Annotated in this window: 16 protein-coding genes and 4 tRNA genes; 4 read left to right on the forward strand and 16 right to left on the reverse strand. The window is 53.9% G+C overall.

Going from position 1 to position 19,775, the window contains the following annotated elements:
- Positions 1-40: 40 nt before the first annotated feature.
- The 10 genes from yqaB to pncC form a co-directional block, all read right to left on the reverse strand.
- Positions 41-613: a fructose-1-phosphate/6-phosphogluconate phosphatase gene (yqaB, locus tag ACL2XP_RS21005; protein WP_413735101.1), complete on the reverse strand. Its 573-nt coding sequence runs from the start codon at positions 611-613 to the stop codon at positions 41-43.
- A gap of 201 nt (positions 614-814) precedes the next feature.
- A tRNA-Arg gene (locus ACL2XP_RS21010) sits at positions 815-891 on the reverse strand.
- Positions 892-931: 40 nt separating this feature from the next.
- Positions 932-1,008 (reverse strand) — tRNA-Arg (locus ACL2XP_RS21015).
- A 56-nt stretch (positions 1,009-1,064) separates the two neighbouring features.
- A tRNA-Arg gene (locus ACL2XP_RS21020) sits at positions 1,065-1,141 on the reverse strand.
- A gap of 8 nt (positions 1,142-1,149) precedes the next feature.
- Positions 1,150-1,242, reverse strand: a tRNA-Ser gene (locus ACL2XP_RS21025).
- A gap of 269 nt (positions 1,243-1,511) precedes the next feature.
- On the reverse strand, positions 1,512-1,697 hold the full coding sequence (gene csrA, locus ACL2XP_RS21030; protein WP_132926210.1) for a carbon storage regulator CsrA: 186 nt from the start codon (positions 1,695-1,697) through the stop codon (positions 1,512-1,514).
- Between the two features lie 241 nt (positions 1,698-1,938).
- Positions 1,939-4,575 carry an alanine--tRNA ligase gene (gene alaS / locus ACL2XP_RS21035; RefSeq protein WP_413735102.1) on the reverse strand — a complete coding sequence of 879 codons (2,637 nt, stop codon included), beginning with the start codon at positions 4,573-4,575 and terminating at the stop codon, positions 1,939-1,941.
- Positions 4,576-4,717: 142 nt separating this feature from the next.
- Entirely contained in the window at positions 4,718-5,209 is a 492-nt protein-coding gene (locus ACL2XP_RS21040) for a regulatory protein RecX (RefSeq protein WP_413735104.1), read from the reverse strand.
- Between the two features lie 39 nt (positions 5,210-5,248).
- Positions 5,249-6,319 carry a recombinase RecA gene (recA, locus tag ACL2XP_RS21045; RefSeq protein WP_413735106.1) on the reverse strand — a complete coding sequence of 357 codons (1,071 nt, stop codon included), beginning with the start codon at positions 6,317-6,319 and terminating at the stop codon, positions 5,249-5,251.
- 109 nt (positions 6,320-6,428) lie between these two features.
- Positions 6,429-6,917 (reverse strand): nicotinamide-nucleotide amidase, encoded by a 489-nt coding sequence (pncC, locus tag ACL2XP_RS21050; RefSeq protein ID WP_413735108.1) that lies wholly within the window; start codon positions 6,915-6,917, stop codon positions 6,429-6,431.
- Positions 6,918-7,249: 332 nt separating this feature from the next.
- On the opposite strand from pncC, the gene ACL2XP_RS21055 reads away from it, so the two are divergent.
- Positions 7,250-8,020 carry an amino acid ABC transporter substrate-binding protein gene (locus tag ACL2XP_RS21055; RefSeq protein WP_413735109.1) on the forward strand — a complete coding sequence of 257 codons (771 nt, stop codon included), beginning with the start codon at positions 7,250-7,252 and terminating at the stop codon, positions 8,018-8,020.
- Positions 8,021-8,046: 26 nt separating this feature from the next.
- Positions 8,047-8,706, forward strand: coding sequence for an amino acid ABC transporter permease (locus tag ACL2XP_RS21060; protein WP_413735110.1), 660 nt, complete (start codon positions 8,047-8,049; stop codon positions 8,704-8,706).
- A gap of 140 nt (positions 8,707-8,846) precedes the next feature.
- Here ACL2XP_RS21060 and ACL2XP_RS21065 read toward each other — a convergent pair whose 3' ends face one another.
- From ACL2XP_RS21065 to leuE, 5 genes are all read right to left on the reverse strand, one after another.
- The gene (locus ACL2XP_RS21065) at positions 8,847-9,860 is read right to left on the reverse strand and encodes a hypothetical protein (RefSeq protein ID WP_413735111.1); all 1,014 of its coding nucleotides are present in this window, start codon (positions 9,858-9,860) and stop codon (positions 8,847-8,849) included.
- A 780-nt stretch (positions 9,861-10,640) separates the two neighbouring features.
- A complete protein-coding gene (locus ACL2XP_RS21070; RefSeq protein ID WP_413735112.1) occupies positions 10,641-12,026 on the reverse strand; it encodes a hypothetical protein in 1,386 nt (461 codons plus the stop codon).
- A gap of 440 nt (positions 12,027-12,466) precedes the next feature.
- Positions 12,467-13,543, reverse strand: coding sequence for a lytic murein transglycosylase B (mltB, locus tag ACL2XP_RS21075; protein ID WP_413735113.1), 1,077 nt, complete (start codon positions 13,541-13,543; stop codon positions 12,467-12,469).
- 142 nt (positions 13,544-13,685) lie between these two features.
- On the reverse strand, positions 13,686-14,030 hold the full coding sequence (locus ACL2XP_RS21080; protein ID WP_413735114.1) for a zinc ribbon domain-containing protein YjdM: 345 nt from the start codon (positions 14,028-14,030) through the stop codon (positions 13,686-13,688).
- 160 nt (positions 14,031-14,190) lie between these two features.
- The gene (gene leuE / locus ACL2XP_RS21085; protein WP_413735115.1) at positions 14,191-14,829 is read right to left on the reverse strand and encodes a leucine efflux protein LeuE; all 639 of its coding nucleotides are present in this window, start codon (positions 14,827-14,829) and stop codon (positions 14,191-14,193) included.
- Positions 14,830-15,170: 341 nt separating this feature from the next.
- On the opposite strand from leuE, the gene ACL2XP_RS21090 reads away from it, so the two are divergent.
- Both ACL2XP_RS21090 and mutS read left to right on the forward strand, forming a co-directional pair.
- Entirely contained in the window at positions 15,171-15,821 is a 651-nt protein-coding gene (locus ACL2XP_RS21090) for a Qnr family pentapeptide repeat protein (protein ID WP_413735117.1), read from the forward strand.
- A gap of 217 nt (positions 15,822-16,038) precedes the next feature.
- The gene (gene mutS / locus ACL2XP_RS21095; RefSeq protein WP_413735118.1) at positions 16,039-18,603 is read left to right on the forward strand and encodes a DNA mismatch repair protein MutS; all 2,565 of its coding nucleotides are present in this window, start codon (positions 16,039-16,041) and stop codon (positions 18,601-18,603) included.
- 134 nt (positions 18,604-18,737) lie between these two features.
- Here the strand turns inward: mutS and rpoS are convergent, their stop codons facing one another.
- The gene (rpoS, locus tag ACL2XP_RS21100) at positions 18,738-19,727 is read right to left on the reverse strand and encodes an RNA polymerase sigma factor RpoS (RefSeq protein ID WP_413735119.1); all 990 of its coding nucleotides are present in this window, start codon (positions 19,725-19,727) and stop codon (positions 18,738-18,740) included.
- Positions 19,728-19,775 lie beyond the last annotated feature (48 nt).

Consider the following 19,775-nt stretch of genomic DNA (forward strand, 5'->3'; position numbering starts at 1 on the left):
ATGGTAATGCTTTTCCCAACTATAAAGAGATCATAACTGGCTATCGGCCGGGTATGCGCACATCAACCACCGCCATCGACGCCGACCGGGCAGCCTGGATGCCAAAATCCGCATCTTCGAACACCACGCATTTTTCCGGCGCCACGCCTATCAGCTCAGCGCAGCGCAGGAATGTATCCGGATAGGGTTTATGCCGGGTCACATCGTCGGCGCCGACGATGGCGTCGAAGTAATGCAATAGCCCCAGATGCTCAAGCAATACTACCGCCATGCGGTGTTCGCTGCCGGTACCCACCGCCATCGGCCGCTTGCCATGATAGGCTTTGACCACGTCAATCAGCGGTAATGGCAAGACGTTGTCGAGCAGCATGAGCTGCGCCGCCGCGGTTTTTTCAATTGCCAGCAAGTGAGGGTCCATGGCGGACTGATGGCTGTCGATAATCGTCTTGGCGATGCGCCAGGTGGGCGACCCGTTTAACGATATCATGGCCGCCGCATCGTATTGCATGCCGTATTTCTCAAGCACCTGATGCCAGGCTTTACGGTGGGTTGGCTCCGTATCGAGTAGTGTGCCATCCATATCGAAGATCAGCCCTTCGTATTGATCGTACATCGTCGCGTCCTGATGCTAAAAATAAGGCTTTACTGTAACGCAAAGTCATAAAATTGTCGCTTTTTCTGTCGGGGGCCGGCAAATTGAGATATTCCGCAGCGCAAATGGAAATCTTATAAATTAAGGGGTTATTTTCAAGGGCAACTTTTTGGGGCAACTTCTTGAGGGTAAAACGCGGGGGTAATCAGGCGGCAAGACGCATGGTGCATCCAGGAGGATTCGAACCTCCGACCGCTCGGTTCGTAGCCGAGTACTCTATCCAGCTGAGCTATGGATGCAAATTTTATGCGGTAATACAGATATCTGGCGATACGAAGATGGTGCATCCAGGAGGATTCGAACCTCCGACCGCTCGGTTCGTAGCCGAGTACTCTATCCAGCTGAGCTATGGATGCATCGTTTTGACTACACTGAACTAACTGCTTGCTGACCATGCTAACAGATCAGTTAATGGTGCATCCAGGAGGATTCGAACCTCCGACCGCTCGGTTCGTAGCCGAGTACTCTATCCAGCTGAGCTATGGATGCATTATTAATGGCGGTGAGGGAGGGATTCGAACCCTCGATACAGCTTTTGACCGTATACTCCCTTAGCAGGGGAGCGCCTTCAGCCTCTCGGCCACCTCACCTACGCGCCGATGTTAAAGCTCATCGGCACTGCGTGGCGCACATATTACTTTCCCGGCCTGATAAGTCAAACAATTTTTCCCGTCAGGCGCGCGTTTGCACAAAAGCCATGCAACTTGACCAGATTGACAGCACAATAGCGCTCATTCGTTTCAGCACCCGCCAAAATACGTGCAATGTGAAAACATACATTCAATAAATAATCAGGGGAAAATAAATGATTTAAGCGTGGGAGGAGCTGCGCCCCGCTATCGCAAGGCGCCTAAAAGATTTAGAAAGGATTCTGTTGCGACTTTTCAGCCTGGATGCGCTGGTATATTTCTTCACGGTGAACAGATACTTCTTTAGGAGCATTGACACCGATGCGTACCTGGTTGCCCTTGACTCCTAAAACCGTAACCGTTACCTCATCGCCAATCATGAGGGTCTCACCAACTCGACGAGTCAGAATAAGCATTCTTTGCTCCTTGAAAGATTAAAAGAGTCGGGTCTCTCAGTTTCCCGCCATTATCCATCATATACCGTGAAAACGTAAGTCATGTTAGCGACATAAAATGCCAGCAGGCTGACGACTTTCAACATCAGGTATAAGTTTAGTCGATATGACCAGCTTCGCGCCTAACTTTTGATGTTGGGAATAATATGAATCCAAACGCCATAACTTAACAGAAAGCCATGGCGTTTATAATAACGTATTCTTATCCCGCCAAGAATTTTGTCGTCAGCAAGGCCTCCACGCCGGCCAGGGCCGCCGGCAAAGCCTGTACGTCGCTACCCCCCGCCTGGGCCATATCCGGCCGTCCACCACCCTTGCCGCCCACCTGCTGGGCCAGTTGGCTGATAAGATCGCCGGCCTTGACCCGATCGGTGAGATCTTTGGTCACGCCGGCAATCAGGCTGACTTTATTATCGGCAACGGTGGCAAGGACTATAACGGCCGATCCCAACTGATTTTTCAGATCGTCCACCATGGTACGCAGCATTTTGGGCTCGACGTTCTCCAGTTGGCTGACCAGCACCTTCACGCCGTGAATCACCTTCACGCTGCCGGTAAGCGCCGAGCTTTCCTGCGCGGCCTGCTGGCTTTTGAGCTGCTGCAGCTCTTTTTCCAACTGGCGGGCGCGATCCAGCAGGGCTTTGACTTTATCCGCCAGGCTCTGGTTATCCCCTTTGACCAGCTGCGCGATGTCATGGACCAAATCGCTTTGCTGGTGCAGGCTCGCCAGCGCCCCTTCGCCGGTTACGGCTTCGATACGGCGCACGCCGGCAGCGGTGCCGGATTCGGAAATAATACGGAACAGGCCGATATCGCCGGTGCGGCTGGCATGGGTGCCGCCGCACAGTTCGGTGGAGAAATCCCCCATCCGCAATACCCGCACCTTGGCGTCATATTTCTCGCCGAACAGCGCCATGGCGCCGGTGCCCCGCGCCGCTTCCAAATCCATAATCTCGGTGTCGATAGGTAAATTGCGGCGGATCTGCTGGTTGACGATATCCTCTACCGCGCGTATCTGCTGCGGTTTCATCGCTTCGCCATGGGAGAAGTCAAAACGCAAATACTCGTCGTTCACCAGCGAACCTTTCTGCGCCACGTGCCCGCCCAGCACCTGGCGCAGCGCGGCATGCAGCAAATGGGTCGCGGAATGGTTCAGCCGGATGCGGGCGCGCCGCGCCTGGTCGACGGCAGCGGTCACCCGATCGCCGACCTTGAGCTCACCATAGGTCAACTGACCCACGTGGCCAAAAGCCTGGCCATATTTTTGCGTATCGCTGACCGTGAACAGGCCCAGCGTTGCCCTCAGCTCGCCCTGGTCGCCGACCTGGCCGCCGGATTCGCCATAAAAAGGCGTTTCGTCCAGGACCACTACGGCGTTGTCGCCCGACTCGATGGATTGCACGGACTCACCGTTGCGAAACAGCGCGACGACCGCGCCCTGATGCTGCGTCTCGTCGTAACCGAAGAACCGGGTGGCTTTATCAACCCGCAGCATGCTGTTGTAATCAGCGCCAAAGCCGCTGGATTCGCGGGCCCGGCGGCGCTGTTGGTCCATGGCTCGCTCGAAACCCTCTTCATCCACTTTTAATTGCCGTTCGCGGCAAACATCGGCGGTGAGATCCAGCGGGAAACCATAGGTATCATACAGGCGGAAAGCGGTTTCGCCATCCAGGGTATCCCCCTGCAATTTGCCGAGTTCTTCATCCAGCAGGGCCAGGCCGCGTTCCAGCGTGCGGGCGAACTGCTCCTCCTCGGTTTGCAATACCTGTTCTACCCGTGACTGCTGCTGTTTGAGTTCGGTCGCGGCGGAGCCCATGACGTCAATCAGCGGCGCCACCAGCTTGTAGAAGAAAGATTCTTTCGCCCCCAGCATATTACCGTGGCGCACGGCGCGGCGGATAATGCGGCGCAAGACGTACCCGCGGCCTTCATTGGACGGCACGACCCCATCGGAAATGAGGAACGCGCAGGAACGGATATGATCGGCGATGACGCGCAGGGATTTGCTCGCCAGATCGCTGCTGCCGGTAACTTTTGCCACTTCGGCGATGAGCGTATGGAACAGATCGATGTCGTAGTTTGAGTTAACGTGCTGCAACACCGCCGCAATACGCTCCAGGCCCATGCCGGTATCGACGGAGGGTTTAGGCAGCGGCAGCATGGTACCGTCGGACTGGCGGTTGAACTGCATAAACACCAGGTTCCAGATTTCAATGTACCGATCGCCATCTTCTTCCGCGCTTCCCGGCGGGCCGCCCCAGATATGATCGCCATGATCGTAGAAAATTTCCGAACAGGGGCCGCAGGGGCCGGTATCGCCCATTTGCCAGAAGTTATCCGAAGCGTAGGCGCCGCCTTTATTATCGCCAATGCGGATGATGCGTTCGTGGGGCACGCCTACCTCGTCCGCCCAGATGTTATAGGCTTCGTCATCGGTGGCGTAAACGGTAACCCAGAGTTTCTCTTTCGGCAGGTTGAACCATTGCTCGCCGGTTAATAACTCCCACGCGAAATTGATGGCATCATGTTTGAAGTAATCGCCAAAGCTGAAGTTACCCAGCATTTCAAAAAATGTGTGATGACGGGCCGTGTAGCCGACATTTTCCAAATCGTTGTGCTTGCCGCCGGCGCGCACGCACCGCTGGGAAGTCGTGGCGCGGTGATACTGGCGTTTATCCACCCCAAGGAAAACGTCTTTGAATTGGTTCATGCCGGCATTGGTAAACAGCAATGTCGGATCGTTATCTGGCACCAGGGAGCTACTTGCGACTACCTGGTGGCCTTTGCTATGGAAAAAATCGAGAAACGCTTGACGGATCTCAGCGGTGCTCTTGCTCATAGTTGTCCCGGAATCAAGCTAAACGAACGAATCGAAAACAGAATAGCGCAGTATTGGGGCGCTACAGTAGCGTTCACGAACTCAAAAGTGGGAATAAGATAAATTTTCTTTGATGCGAAGTAAAATCCCACGGGCCATCAATTTAAAAATTTATATAAATTGATCGAATTTCATCGTAGGAAAAACCGCGGGAAAGGAGATAACGCTGCACTTTGGCCCTTGCTTCCCGATCGGGCGGCAGAGGTTGTCCGAACTTTTTCCAGGCGACGGCCTGGGCCTGCGCAGACCGATCGATTTCAGCCTCGGAGAAGGCGTTGTCGATAATCTCCCTGTCTATGCCCTTCTGGAGCAATTCCATGCGAATTTTTTGCTCACCATATCCTTTTTTACTGCGGCTATTAACATAGCGCAGGGCGAAACGGGCATCATCCAGCCAGTCGTTTTGCAAACAGTAGTCGATAGCGTTCTCTATATCGGCTTCAGTTATTTCGGGGGCGCCCGGCTCACCACTGGCGGGCCGTTGATTAAAGCGTCGGCGGGTGAGGGGCGGCGTCGCCAATTTGCGACGCAGCTCCGCTTCACTATGATCCCGCAGCGAAAGTAGGTGTAAAGCGCGATCGAGAAGCGTGCTCACAGGCTACCTGCTCCCGGCCGGCCGCGGGTCAGGGCGATGTTATGCTTCTTCACTGCTCTCGCTGGCCGCGCTTTCATCTATGCCATCGCTTTCACCGGCAAAACTGGTGGTTTCGGGGCTGTTTAACAGCATATCACGCAGTTTTTTGTCCAGCTCAGCGGCGATTTCAGGGCGTTCCTTCAGGAATACGCAGGCATTAGCCTTGCCCTGGCCGATTTTTTCGCCGTTGTAGCTGTACCAGGCGCCGGCTTTCTCGATAAGCTTGTGTTTAACGCCCAGATCGACCAGTTCGCCGCGAATATTGATGCCTTCGCCATACAGTATTTGGAATTCAGCCTGTTTAAAGGGCGCAGCCACTTTATTCTTCACCACTTTAACGCGCGTCTCGCTGCCTACCACCACTTCGCCTTCCTTGACGGAGCCGATGCGGCGAATATCAAGACGTACCGATGCGTAGAACTTAAGGGCGTTGCCACCGGTGGTGGTTTCGGGGTTGCCGAACATCACGCCAATTTTCATACGTATCTGGTTGATGAAGATAAGCAGGGTATTCGCATTCTTAAGGTTGCCCGCCAGCTTACGCATGGCCTGGCTCATCATCCGCGCCGCCAACCCCATATGGGAGTCGCCGATTTCCCCTTCGATTTCCGCCTTGGGGGTCAATGCCGCCACGGAGTCGACGATGATGACGTCAACCGCGCCGGAGCGGGTTAAAGCATCGCAGATTTCCAGGGCCTGCTCGCCGGTATCCGGCTGCGAGCACAGCAGGTTATCGATATCCACGCCAAGTTTTTTGGCATAAATCGGATCAAGGGCATGTTCGGCATCTATAAAGGCGCAGGTTTTGCCTTCACGCTGTGCGGAAGCAATCACTTGCAGGGTCAGGGTGGTTTTACCGGAAGACTCGGGCCCATAGATTTCCACGATGCGCCCCATGGGCAGGCCACCGGCACCCAACGCAATATCCAGGGAAAGAGAACCCGTGGAGATCGTTTCAACATCCATTGAGCGATCTTCACCCAGGCGCATGATAGAGCCCTTGCCAAATTGCTTTTCAATCTGGCTTAACGCTGCTGCTAACGCCTTTTGTTTATTCTCATCAATAGCCATTTCAACTCCTATCAAGCAGGGAGCGACATCGCTACCCTCTTTTCGCCAAACTTCTATGCCGATACTGCCGCTAATTATACTGTACAATCATACAGTATCAAGTACATTTTTAGAGAAATGTGTCCAGCAGGGTGTTTAGGGCAAAATGTACCGCCTGACGCCGGACATCATCCCTCCCCCCCTCGAAATGCATAAGCTGGGAAAACGGGGCCTGGTGCTTGCTGGCGAAACCAAACCACACCGTTCCGACCGGTTTTTCCACCGTCCCCCCATCCGGCCCCGCGATTCCGCTAATGGCCACCGCGTAATCGGCCGATGCCGCCAGCAGGGCGCCCTGGGCCATTTCCTGCACCACCGGGTCGCTTACCGCGCCGTGCCGCTCCAGGGTACTGGTTTTGACGCCCACCATATCGGATTTGGCCTGATTGCCATAGGTCACAAATCCCCGGTCAAACCAGCCCGCGCTGCCGGAAATGTCGGTAATGGTCTTGGCGACCCAGCCGCCGGTGCAGGATTCGGCGCAGGTAATGAAACTGCCTTGTTGTTTAAGCGCAGCCCCAAGGCGGGCGCTTAGCTGGGACAAATCGCTGTCGTTCATGATACTCCCATCCTGATGAGAAGGCGGTCAAAAGAGCGGAATTCCGCCTTCTTGGCGGCCGCTTGCTGGTGATTTTGCGCGGCGGCTTCCATTTTTAACACCGATTATCTCTATATTATAGCCAGTTCCGCGAATGATTTAGTACGCCGGATTTTTCCCTTGTAACCCAACTATTGATGCACTAAAGTTCTTATTTTACTATCTGTTATAATTTTATGTACTTTCTAATTACTTAATGTCATTTATTGGAAATTTTAAAGTGGATTAGGATTCCCCGACATACCAAGGACGCGCGCATAGCGTTTCTCAACCTTGCTCTCTCAGGAATAACGATGAAAAAAATCACATTAGCATTTTTAGCAGGCTCTCTGCTGGTTTCAGCCGTTCAGGCGCAGGCGGAAGACGGACTGGCCGCCATTAAAGCCGCTGGCACCATTACCTTTGGCACCGAAGGCACCTACTCGCCTTATACATTTCATGACTCAGCCGACAAACTGGTGGGATTCGATGTCGACCTTGGCCGCGCCGTCGCCGCCAAGCTTGGCGTTAAAGCCAAATTTATCGAAGGCCGCTGGGACGGGCTGATCGCCGGCCTCGACGCCAAACGCTATGACGCGGTGATAAACCAAGTGGGGATTACTCCCGAACGGCAGGCCAAATATGATTTTTCCAAACCGTATATCGATTCCAAGGTCGTGCTGATTACCCGCGATGATAATACCACCATCAAGTCTTTTGAAGATTTGAAGGGCCAGAAAGCGGCGCAAAGCCTGACCAGCAACTACTCGCAGATTGCGACAAAATATGGTGCCGACCTGGTGCCCACCGACGGCTTTAACCAGTCGCTGGAACTGGTGCTGAGCCGCCGCGCGGTCGCTACGCTGAATGACAATTTGTCATTCCTGGATTTCAAGAAACAAAAACCGAACGCACCGCTGAAAATCGCGGCTTCCCAAGATGCCAATGCGCCGTCCGGCATTCTGATTCGTAAAGATCAACCCGAATTGGTGAAAGCCTTAAACACCGCGCTGGATGAAGTGAAGGCCGACGGTACGTACAAGACTATTTCTATCCGCTATTTTGGTCAGGATGTGTCTAAATAATGTTTCCAGGTAAGGAGTTCTAGCAGATGCCAGCCTGGCTACAACTAATGTTGGACTCCTTTTGGCGGTTGTTTTCCGCCGGACTTATGTTCACTATCCCGCTGGCGATACTCTCCTTTATCGGCGGGTTGGCAGTGGGTTTTGTGCTCGCATTGGTTCGGCTATACGGTCCGCAACCGCTGAAGGGAATCGCTGATTTTTATGTCTGGGTGATTCGTGGTACCCCGTTGCTGGTACAGCTGTTCCTCATTTTTTACGGCCTGCCCAGCATCGGCATTACGCTTGATGCATTTCCGGCCGCGCTGATTGGCTTTATTATGAGCGTCGGCGCTTATAGTTCGGAAATTATTCGCGGTGCGATTTTGTCGGTACCCAAAGTACAGTGGGAAGCGGCCTATGCCATTGGCATGAGCAGCAACCAGGCCATGCAGCGCGTGATTTTACCCCAGTCGGTATTCGTATCGCTGCCGCCCTTGGCCAACTCGTTTATTTCGTTGATCAAAGATACGTCGCTCGCGGCGGTAATCACCGTCCCGGAAATGTTCCTGGCCGCGCAGCGTATCGTTTCCGTAACCTATGAGCCGCTGATTCTTTATATTGAAGCGGCCGTTATCTACCTCATGTTTAGTACCGTGCTCAGTAAACTGCAGGTCAAACTGGAAACGTATTTTCGCCGTTATGAGTAATCATTTCCCGTAGAGGCGACTCCATGGCGCCTTAACCGGCGTCATCTTTTGGCATGCCGCCGTTAGCACCCTGCGGGGAACGCCAACGTCCGGCAACCATGGCATTTATGGAATACCGGCGTTCCCGTAGGTTAGGAAGCTTACTCATTTTCATTAATAATGAAATTGGAAAAACGGTATTCAGGGACCTTGGCTTCTGCAACATGGCCGATCCTGATGGGCAGTTCGCTATTTGAATCACAGTGGGATTTAATAAACTGCCAGGATTCTTGTTCAGCCTGCATATGTTCTAGAATAGGGTCATATGCCCTTTCAGTTATATCAAAACTGGTTTTTTTATCTTTTTTCACATTCTGAGTATTTTCCGAATATTCGGGACCCGGCGCTTCAGGTTTATCGTTTCCATCATTGTCGATCAACCCAACCATCTCTTTGATCGTTTCGAGGTTATCATTGGCGGCTTGGGGCGAACTGTAGAATAACCCATCCTTAAAAATCGCTTCCAATACTTCATAAAATAAAAAGACCACTTCCCCTTGTATATAGCTGATCTTATTTTTGACGGAGACTCCGCTATAATCATCATTCATTAAATTGCTTTTTTCATAACCATAACTGACTAAGATCTGGCGGTCGCTGGCTACTACCGGCACATTTTTGATGGCATGAATATCCCCACTGATACTATAGTGTTCTTTATCTTCATTTTTATAGCCGTTGGCGGTGCAGACGACTTCAATATCAAAACGCCGGGTCGGCGTTCGCTCACGATTGAAGTACATGTCAAAATTTTCCCCCGGTTTTATATGCTGATGCAGATAGGCCCGGTGTACCGATGTCACTTTTTGAATGCCGATCCAGTCAAATAACGACTGCGCCTGGGACGGTTTCCTGATTTCATCAATATATGCCACCACATTCATATCCAGATAGACACCTAATACTTTCGCCCAAGGCTCAATCGCCAAGAATATATGCGATAAGGTGGTTCCTTCTTCAATGATTACATGGTGCCTAAAGTATTGTAGGAGGAATAAATGGTCATCAATGTCTAAACATGCCTGGACAGCCAACAAAGGGACGGCCGTTAAATTATCATAATCGGAACGAAATCTTAAAATCGCATCTTTACAGAAAATCAAAGCTCCATCCATGCCACACCCCGGTTTACTGTGAAAAACATGGCCGAGATAGTTTGTCACATTACTGACAAACCAATAATTTCAGGGGGTTAAATCACTTTATTTCCGTAATTATTTGCTCAATACTTTCAGCGAATTTATGTTACGGTTAATACTTAAGCAAAGTGAGAATAAACCACATATGCTGCGGCCAGCCGATAACTTCTCATGATTAAACTTATTCTAGCATATGTCAGCATTGGTCCCGATTGCGATCGGCACCAGCTTATCTGATTCCATTTAACGGGCATATGCATGACAGATAGCGCCAACTATTGCCGCTTATTCATAAACTGAGGATACGGGCTCATAGGGTTACCTTAAACGTACCATCAGATCATTACCATAAAAAAAAAGATGAATAAAATTAATCAAATGATAAAATTTTCAACAGACGTTAAATTCTTTAATATCATAGTGTTGGGATTAAGAGCTTCCTGGCTCGCCTGAAATAGATCCGATAAATCAGCCAAGGCGGGGAGTTAACGCTTTGTGTCGGCGCTCCATAAGTTAATATGACGCAACTGTCCAGCGTTTTCAATCGGTTCAGTCCCGGCGAAGGGACAATGGGTGCTATTAAGGGGATCGGGGTTAAGCAAAAAAACGCGCTGTAACCGCACATTAAATTTAGCGTGACGGCGGTAGCGGATTTGACGGGAAACATTAGCGGCCCTGTAGGAAAATGAGCCGATTAATACCATGGGATACCCGTCGGCGGTTGGTTCAATCCCATGGCATATGATCGGTATCGTATTAGTTTTGCTCTTTTGGGCACGGCGCTTTTGAAAGATTAGCCCCGATAAACCCCGGGTAACCGATGATGACCAGCCCGGCGATCACCGAATTCACCACCAAAGCCCGGTCTTCTTTGGCTAATCTCGTGTCGTCGAGCGCCGCTGCCACCGTTAGCGCCGTACTCACTATGGCTTCAAACATCGAGGTTCGCATAGCGTTGACGGTAAGGAATTGATCGGCAACCTGCGCGGCGGTTGGCCAAGACCCGGTGCCGATGCGCGGCCGATCCATGCCGATACGCACGCCATCCGCCGGCGGCGCCTGACCGGCGAGATTGACCGCTTCGGCCCGAACCGCCGCCGCCTCCTGGGGGCCGGCAAAAAAGCGCATCAGCGCTGGCCGCTGTAGATCGTCGAAAATTTCAGCCAGCGAATTAAGGGCGCTACGCAGCAGATCGTGCATCAGATTCGGTTTTATCGCCGCGGCGGTAATGCTGGCGGCATAGGCCCAATTCGTCATTTGTTCCTCGGCCCTGTCCGCCTGCGCCATGGCGTATCCCGCCCCCGATTGCGGTGCGAAATATTCCATGAGTTCGCCTAGTCCCCATTGGGCCAGGCCGTAAAACAGGCTGGAAAAAATCAGGCCGGTGGTATTAAATCCGCCGTTATCATGCAGCGGGAAAAATAGCTGAATCAGATCCCGGCTCAGCGTATAGGCCGCGGTTTGTACGCAAAAAGATCCCATTAACGGCCCCATTGCCGTTGAGGGCCGATAGCCGATGGCAAGCATTAACCCACCGGCGCTTAGCAATCCCATCGCAATCCGGGAAGCCCGGGAGGAAGCAGTGGCTGCGCCATTTCTTTCATCGCGGATAGCGCCGGCCAGATTCAGGCCAGGCCCGATAAGCATCGAGGCGATTGCCGCGACGACCCGGGGCGATAGGGATGAGGCGGCGTCATAGGCGCGAAAGTTATTTTCCACGCTAAAACCAATCAGCTGCCGCAATAAAGTGGTCAGGGCCACGATGGTGCCGGTACGCGTGGCCACGGAGATGACATTCGCCATTCTGCGCGCCGTATTGCCGGCCATCAGGGTATAATCGTTACTTATAACGGCGCCGATAAAATCGGCCATTATCCTGCCGCGTTCCAAAAAACCGGCCGCGGGATGCTGGCGCAACGCGTAGCCCAGGTGCATGACAAGCTGGTGTTCGGCTGTGCCTGGACGGGTGGTTAACGAGGTTTCCCCGCCGTGATGCAGCAGTTTTTCCATATTCGCCAGCATATTTTCCGCCGTGTGCAGATCCCCGGGCAAGAGGGTGGACAGTAAATCGCTGTTTAATCCATCCAGGTTTCGGCAAAGGGTTTCTGAACTGTTTATCAGCGGTTCAATTAAAACGTCCATGTTTTCAATTTGCCGAGCTTCATCCAGCTCTTGTCCCAAGCGCTGTGAAGATCGGCTTTCATTAAGAAAATGGAGGCTATCGGCCAGGGGAGTACTATTTATTTTGCGGTAAATATCGGGACATGAACCCGAGTTCGGTAAATATAACGGCGGCATAAAAAATTCAATCCCTTATATCATGACGAATGTAAGCATTCCCTATCGCTACGTCCTGCCATCGCCATGAACGGCGACGGGTGTAATGGCGAGCAGCGGATACGTTGTCATTTATTTAATAACAATTAACCGGAAATAACCTATTTTCTTTTCGGTTATCGGGTTATAAAAATGCTGTAATAATAGATAATTAGGAAAGAATAGACAGGCTGGGCTGGTATATTTACATCACCAAACGGCGGCAAGAACACCTACCGCCCTTCCTTATCAAATTACATAGTCGCTCAGTTCCCCTGCCGCGCCCTGCCAACCGCCGTTCCCAACTGCCATACCGCCATGGCGTAATGAATGCTGTGATTATAACGGGTGATGGTATAAAAATTGGGCAAGGCGTACCAGTATTGATACCCACTGCCAATATCAAGGCGCAGCAGGCCCGCCTCCTGGTAATTACCCAGAGCTCCCTGCGGCGCCAGCCCCGCCGCGCTTAGGGCGGAGAGCGGGTAATGGCTATTGAAGCCATATTCCATAAAGGGCGCCTGGCCGCTGGCCGGCACCGCCACCGCGCCGTCTTTGGTCCAGCCGTGGGCTTTGAAGTAATTGGCGACGCTGCCGATGGCATCCACCGGATCCCATAGATTGATATGCCCGTCGCCATCAAAATCCACCGCATAGCTTTTGAACGATGAGGGCATAAACTGGCCATACCCCATGGCGCCGGCATAAGACCCGCGCAAAGCCAGCGGGTCATCCCCTTCGCTGCGGGCCATTAGCAGAAAAGTTTCCAGCTCGCCCGTAAAATAATCGGCGCGGCGCGGATAATCGAAGGCCAGGGTCGCCAACGCATCGATGATGCGGGTCTTGCCCATCACCCTGCCCCAGCGGGTCTCGACCCCGATGATGCCGACAATAATCTCCGGCGGAACACCATATTCCCGCCAGGCGCGTTGCAGCGCATCGTTATATTGATTCCAGAAAGCGACGCCGTTTTGCACATTGTCCGGCGTGATGAACTTACTGCGATAACGTAACCACGCACCGTTGGGGCCTGACGGCGGCAGGGACGAGGGCGCCTGCCGGTCCATCAGGCGCAACACCCAGTCCAGCCTTTGCGTCTGGGCCAGGACATCATGCAACTGCTGGCGGTCAAAACCGTGTTCCCGCACCATTTTATCAACAAACCGGACCGCATTCGGATTAGACGCAAAGTCGCCGTTCGGCAGGGAACCGGCATTGCCCGGCGCCAGCAGGAAACCGCCTTTGAAGGGATTGCCGTGGGGGGTTTCGGCCGGGGGGACTGGCTTATTGCTGCAAGCAGCGAGCAACGTGAGCAGAGGCAGGAGGGCAGCCAAGTGACGCATCGGATATCCATATAGCCATGCAAGAAAAAGAGAACGCTATGGTAAGGCATTGTCTGTCGCGAAAAAACAGGAATATGATCTTGATCCCAAATTCCCGACAGCGGCAGCACGGTTTGCTCAAGCTGCCGGACGAGAAATCGCATCAGTTAATTTTTTTCACAAACTCGGATTTAAGTTTCATGGCGCCAAAACCGTCTATAAAGCAGTCGATATTATGATCCCCTGCCACGAGGCGAATGCTTTTAACTTTAGTGCCTATTTTCAGCGGCGTGGAACTGCCCTTCACTTTCAAATCCTTGATGACCGTCACGGCGTCGCCGTCCGCCAGTAAATTGCCATTCGCGTCCCGCACTACCAGCCCCTCGTCCTCAAGCTGCGCCTCGCCTTCCAGCGGCCATACGTGGCCGCATTCCGGGCAGTTCAATTGGGTACCATCCTGCCAGGTAAATTCCGAATGGCAGTTGGGGCAATTTGGCAATTGTTGCATGATAAAACCTCAAGAGATTTATAAAAACCAATAAAATCAAATAATAAAATACTGTAGGCGGCTATTTTATCGTTTTGTGGGTCGTTAAGATAGCGCTCTGCCGGCAGGAGCGGTTACGCGCCCTAAGCTACCTGCGCGGGTGCGCCATGGCGCCGCGCGATCAAGAGGAGAGGGTGGCGAGCCTGGCGGCAAAACCCATAAAGAACAGGCCGACCATTCCATTGCCCACTTTGGCCAGGGTATGCCTGCGCCGGAAAAACCCCGCCATCGCCGCGCCGCCGAAAATCAGTACCGTCAGGTAGCTGAAACTCAACGCTTCCAGCATAACGGCCAGGACGGTGTAGGACAGCCAGGTATGCGGATAGTTGAAATTAATGAACTGGACGAAAAACGACACATAAAACAAAATCGCCTTCGGGTTGGTCAGGCTTAGCGTAAGGGATTTCCTGAAGACGTTTTTCGCCTGCGCGGCCTGCTGCGGGCCGGCGCTGCGCTTACTGATAAAATTGGCGTGCAGGATTTTGACGCCCAGATACAGCAGGTAGAAGGCTCCCAGGTAACGCACGAACGCGAACAGCAGCGGCGAAGTTCTAATCAGCGATGCCACACCGAGATACGCCAGGAATATCAGGGTGGCGTCGCCGATAAATACTCCGAGCGCGGCTTTATAACCCGCTCTTACGCCGTGGGAAGCGCCGGTTTTTAGCACAAACAGGGAATTGGGGCCGGGCAGAAGAATAATAAAGACCAGGCCCGCCAGATACGTCCAGAGATTGATGATGCCGATATTTTCCAACACGGGTAAGAACCTCAGATAGTCACGATCATCACGCCGACAAGGCGCGGGTTGCAACGGGTATGATAACGTATCGGCGGCGGTTTGCGATCCGATTAAATCACCCGCCAATATCCGCTTTTGGTCGCCCCGGCTCGGGCCAGCCGGCCTCTGGCCCGTAATGACTTCAGATTGCGCTCAACGATGCGCCGGTTAAGCATAAGCGGGTCCGCCACTTGTACAATGGCGATTGCCGGACGCGTGGCGATATCATGGCGCGCTCAGCGGGAGTATCCATTATTTGCCCCGTGCCCGTAAATAGGATGATAAGATTCCTGACGCAAATCATTCAACGGGTAAACGGCATGGATACCATTATCAGGAAAAATGAAAAAATTCAGCGTGGCGAATTCACCGGCGCGGAGCTGGTCGGGCTGCGTTTTATGGATTGCGATTTCTCCGGCGCCGATCTATGCGACACGCGTTTTACCGACTGTCATTTCTGGGACGGCGAGAACCAGAAAGGGTGTAATTTCAGCCGCGCCCAGCTCAAGGACGCCAGCTTCAAGCGCTGCGATCTGTCGATGGCCGATTTTCGCCACGCCAACGGGCTGGGAATTGAAATCAGCGAGTGCCGCGCGCAGGGCGCTGATTTCAGGGGCGCCAGCTTTATGAATATGATTACCACCCGCACCTGGTTTTGCAGCGCCTACATCACGAAAAGCAACCTCAGTTATGCCAATTTCTCCAAGGTTATCCTGGAAAAATGCGAGCTATGGGAAAATCGCTGGAGCGGCGCCCATATCACCGGCGCGACTTTTGACGGTTCCGACCTTTCCGGCGGTGAATTTCAGGCCTTCGACTGGCGCTCCGCCTCCTTCAGGCACTGTGATTTAACCGGCTCCGAGCTGGGGGAACTGGATATACGCAGCCAGGATCTGGATGGGGTAAAGCTTGATAGCCATCAGGTTGAAGGGTTGATGAGCCGCCTCGGCATTATCGTTCTGGACATGTGAACCCGTTTTCGCGCCCGTTGCGCCAGCCACGATATCAATCATTGCCCCTTGCGCCGGCAGCGTGAAGCCGGCCGGCAGTATTCGTTTTTACCGGTGTTAGTTTGGCGGCCCCTAAGCTAGTATAGCGGTAGAAAACGGGTTGATTTCGTCAGCGGGCAACGTAGCGGACAACCTGGTCGCCTTTCATAAAATTCAATGGATTACCAAGATTAAGCGAATGAATGATACCGATATTTTAGATAGCCACACCCCCATGATGCAGCAGTACCTGCGCCTGAAGGCGCAGCATCCGGATATCCTGCTGTTCTACCGGATGGGCGATTTCTATGAGATGTTTTATGACGACGCCAAACGCGCGTCGCAGCTAATGGATATTTCCCTGACCAAACGCGGGCAGTCCGCCGGTGAACCGATTCCGATGGCCGGCGTGCCTTATCATGCGGTGGAGACTTATCTGGCCAAGCTGGTGCAGTTGGGCGAGTCGGTGGCCATTTGCGAGCAAATCGGCGATCCGGCCGCCGCCAAAGGGCCGGTGGAACGGCGCGTGGTGCGCATCGTTACGCCGGGCACCCTGAGCGACGAAGCGCTGCTCAATGAACGGCAGGATAACCTGCTGGCCGCCGTGTGGCAGGAGCCGCAGGGCTTCGGTTACGCCACCCTGGATATCAGCTCCGGGCGTTTCCTGGTCTGTGAACCGGCCGATGCCGAAGCCATGGCCGCCGAGCTGCAGCGTACCAATCCCGCCGAACTGCTGTTTCCCGAAACCTTGCAGGACATGGGGCTGATCGAGCATCGCCGCGGGCTGCGCCGTCGTCCGATTTGGGAATTTGAACTGGCCACCGCCCGCCAGCAGCTCAACTTGCAGTTCGGCACCCGCGACTTGAACGGGTTCGGCATCGAGCGTGCCGGCGCCGCCCTGCGGGCCGCCGGCTGTCTGCTGCAATACGTCAAGGATACCCAGCGTACTTCCTTGCCCCATATCCGCGCCATTACCCTGGAGCGGGAGCAGGACGGCATCGTGATGGATGCCGCCACCCGGCGTAACCTGGAACTGACCCAAAACCTGAGCGGCGGTTTTGACAATACGCTGGCGGAAATCCTGGATCATAGCGTTACGGCGATGGGCAGCCGGATGCTTAAACGCTGGCTGCATATGCCCACCCGGGATCTCGCCGCCCTCACCCATCGCCAGCAGGCCATCAAGAGCCTGCAGGAGCCCTGCGCCGAATTACAGCCGCTGCTGCATCAGGTAGGGGATTTGGAGCGCGTGCTGGCCAGGCTGGCGCTGCGCTCGGCCCGTCCGCGGGATTTGGCGCGCATGCGCCACGCGTTCCAGCAATTGCCGGCCATCCACCAGGTCCTGTCCACGCAGCCCACCGAACATATCCGGCATTTGCTGGCGCAGGTCGGGCTATTTGATGAACTGCGGGTACTGCTTGAACGCGCGGTGGTCGAGGCGCCGCCGGTGCTGGTGCGCGACGGGGGCGTCATCGCGCCCGGCTATAATGCGGAACTTGACGAATGGCGGGCGCTGGCCGACGGCGCCACCGACTATCTGGATCGCCTGGAAATCCGCGAACGCGAACGGACCGGGCTTGATACCCTTAAGGTCGGGTTTAACGCCGTGCACGGTTATTATATCCAATTGAGCCGCGGGCAAAGCCACCAGGCGCCGATTCACTATGTGCGCCGCCAAACGCTGAAAAATGCCGAACGCTATATTATTCCCGAGCTAAAAGAATATGAAGACAAGGTGCTGACTTCGAAAGGGAAAGCGCTGGCGCTGGAAAAAGCCCTCTACGACCAGTTGTTCGATCTGCTGTTGCCCCACCTGGCGCCATTACAGCAGTGCGCGGCGGCGTTGTCGGAACTGGACGTACTTAGCAACCTGGCGGAGCGGGCCGAAACCCTGAATTATGTTTGCCCCACCCTTTCCGAACAACCGGGCATTAAAATTACCGCCGGGCGCCATCCGGTAGTGGAACGCGTATTAAGCGAGCCGTTTATCGCCAATCCGCTGTCGCTCTCCGCGCAGCGGCGGATGCTGATTATCACCGGCCCGAATATGGGCGGGAAAAGCACCTACATGCGCCAAAACGCCCTGATTGTGCTGATGGCGTATATCGGTAGTTTCGTGCCGGCCGCGCAGGCGGTGATAGGTCCGGTAGATCGCATCTTTACCCGCGTGGGCGCGGCGGACGATCTCGCGTCCGGCCGCTCGACATTTATGGTGGAGATGACCGAAACGGCCAATATTTTACATAACGCCACCCCGCAAAGCCTGGTGCTGATGGACGAAATCGGCCGCGGCACATCGACCTATGACGGTTTATCGCTGGCCTGGGCCTGTGCCGAATGCCTGGCCGGCCGGATTAAAGCCATGACGCTGTTCGCCACCCACTATTTCGAGCTGACCACGCTGCCGGAAAAAATGGAAGGAGTGCTGAATGTCCATCTGGACGCGCTGGAACAGGGCGAGACCATCGCCTTTATGCATACCGTACAGGACGGCGCGGCCAGTAAAAGCTACGGCCTGTCGGTAGCGGCGCTGGCGGGGGTGCCGCGCGAGGTGATCAAGCGGGCGCGGCAAAAGCTCAAGGAGCTGGAGACCTTATCCAACAGCGCCACCGGCAGCACCGTGGAAGGTTCGCAGCTTTCGCTCCTGCAACCGCCGCAGGAAGAGACCGCGCCGGCCGTGGCGGCCCTGGAAGGATTGGACCCGGATTCACTGTCGCCGCGCCAGGCATTGGAGTGGCTGTATCGCCTGAAGGCCATGGTGTAACCGGCATCTGGAATCGCAGGCATAAAAAAACGGCGGGGAATCAACCCCACCGTTTTTTATTGGCTAATGAATCCGGAGAATGGCGAAAGACCTGCCTTTTCGCAATATCTGCCGTCTCTGGTTTTCAGGAGGCATTACTCCCGAAACAAAGCCTCCAGATTCAGCCCCTGCCCCTGCAGGATTTCGCGTAGACGACGCAGGCCTTCAACCTGGATTTGACGAACGCGTTCGCGGGTCAAACCGATTTCACGACCGACATCTTCAAGCGTGGCGGCTTCATAACCTAACAAACCGAAACGACGGGCCAGCACTTCACGCTGCTTGGCGTTGAGTTCGAACAGCCACTTAACGATACTTTGCTTCATATCATCGTCTTGGGTGGTGTCTTCAGGCCCGCTTTCTTTCTCGTCGGATAAAATATCTAACAAGGCTTTTTCGGAGTCACCGCCCAGCGGGGTGTCCACCGAAGTAATGCGCTCGTTAAGACGCAGCATGCGGCTGACGTCATCGACCGGTTTATCAAGCTGTTCGGCAATTTCTTCCGCGCTTGGTTCATGATCCAACTTGTGGGACAACTCTCTGGCGGTACGTAAATAAACGTTAAGCTCTTTTACGATATGGATAGGCAGACGAATGGTACGGGTTTGGTTCATGATTGCCCGTTCAATGGTCTGGCGAATCCACCAGGTGGCGTAAGTAGAGAAACGGAACCCTCTTTCAGGGTCGAATTTTTCCACCGCCCGGATAAGCCCGAGGTTACCTTCCTCGATCAAATCCAGTAACGCCAGTCCGCGGTTGCCGTAACGGCGGGCGATTTTTACCACCAGCCGCAGGTTGCTTTCAATCATACGACGTCGTGAGGCAACATCACCCCGAAGTGCACGTCTTGCAAAATAAACTTCTTCTTCTGCGGTGAGCAGCGGGGAGTATCCAATCTCACCCAAGTAAAGCTGCGTGGCATCCAGGACGCGTTGGCTCGCCGCCTGGGATAACAACTCTTCTTCCGCTAAATCATTGTCAGCGGGCTCGTCGATCAACGCTTTCTCGTCAAATATTTCAACTCCGTTCTCATCGAACTCGGCATCTTCATGTGACTCGTTAACTTTCAGCGTATTTTGGCTCATAAATGGCTCCTACCCGTGATCCCAGGACAGAATAGCTAAATATTCCGA

Source organism: Sodalis sp. RH21, assembly GCF_047324175.1.
Classification (GTDB): Bacteria; Pseudomonadota; Gammaproteobacteria; order Enterobacterales; family Enterobacteriaceae; genus Acerihabitans.

Bases quoted from the DNA above. Each gene is read 5' to 3' on its own strand.
- mltB (WP_413735113.1), bottom strand. From the start codon at position 13,543: ATGCGTCACTTGGCTGCCCTCCTGCCTCTGCTCACGTTGCTCGCTGCT.
- recA (WP_413735106.1), bottom strand. From the start codon at position 6,319: ATGGCTATTGATGAGAATAAACAAAAGGCGTTAGCAGCAGCGTTAAGC.
- ACL2XP_RS21060 (WP_413735110.1), top strand. From the start codon at position 8,047: ATGCCAGCCTGGCTACAACTAATGTTGGACTCCTTTTGGCGGTTGTTT.
- ACL2XP_RS21080 (WP_413735114.1), bottom strand. From the start codon at position 14,030: ATGCAACAATTGCCAAATTGCCCCAACTGCCATTCGGAATTTACCTGG.
- alaS (WP_413735102.1), bottom strand. From the start codon at position 4,575: ATGAGCAAGAGCACCGCTGAGATCCGTCAAGCGTTTCTCGATTTTTTC.
- mutS (WP_413735118.1), top strand. From the start codon at position 16,039: ATGAATGATACCGATATTTTAGATAGCCACACCCCCATGATGCAGCAG.
- ACL2XP_RS21090 (WP_413735117.1), top strand. From the start codon at position 15,171: ATGGATACCATTATCAGGAAAAATGAAAAAATTCAGCGTGGCGAATTC.
- ACL2XP_RS21055 (WP_413735109.1), top strand. From the start codon at position 7,250: ATGAAAAAAATCACATTAGCATTTTTAGCAGGCTCTCTGCTGGTTTCA.
- ACL2XP_RS21065 (WP_413735111.1), bottom strand. From the start codon at position 9,860: ATGGATGGAGCTTTGATTTTCTGTAAAGATGCGATTTTAAGATTTCGT.
- rpoS (WP_413735119.1), bottom strand. From the start codon at position 19,727: ATGAGCCAAAATACGCTGAAAGTTAACGAGTCACATGAAGATGCCGAG.
- csrA (WP_132926210.1), bottom strand. From the start codon at position 1,697: ATGCTTATTCTGACTCGTCGAGTTGGTGAGACCCTCATGATTGGCGAT.
- yqaB (WP_413735101.1), bottom strand. From the start codon at position 613: ATGTACGATCAATACGAAGGGCTGATCTTCGATATGGATGGCACACTA.
- pncC (WP_413735108.1), bottom strand. From the start codon at position 6,917: ATGAACGACAGCGATTTGTCCCAGCTAAGCGCCCGCCTTGGGGCTGCG.
- ACL2XP_RS21070 (WP_413735112.1), bottom strand. From the start codon at position 12,026: ATGGACGTTTTAATTGAACCGCTGATAAACAGTTCAGAAACCCTTTGC.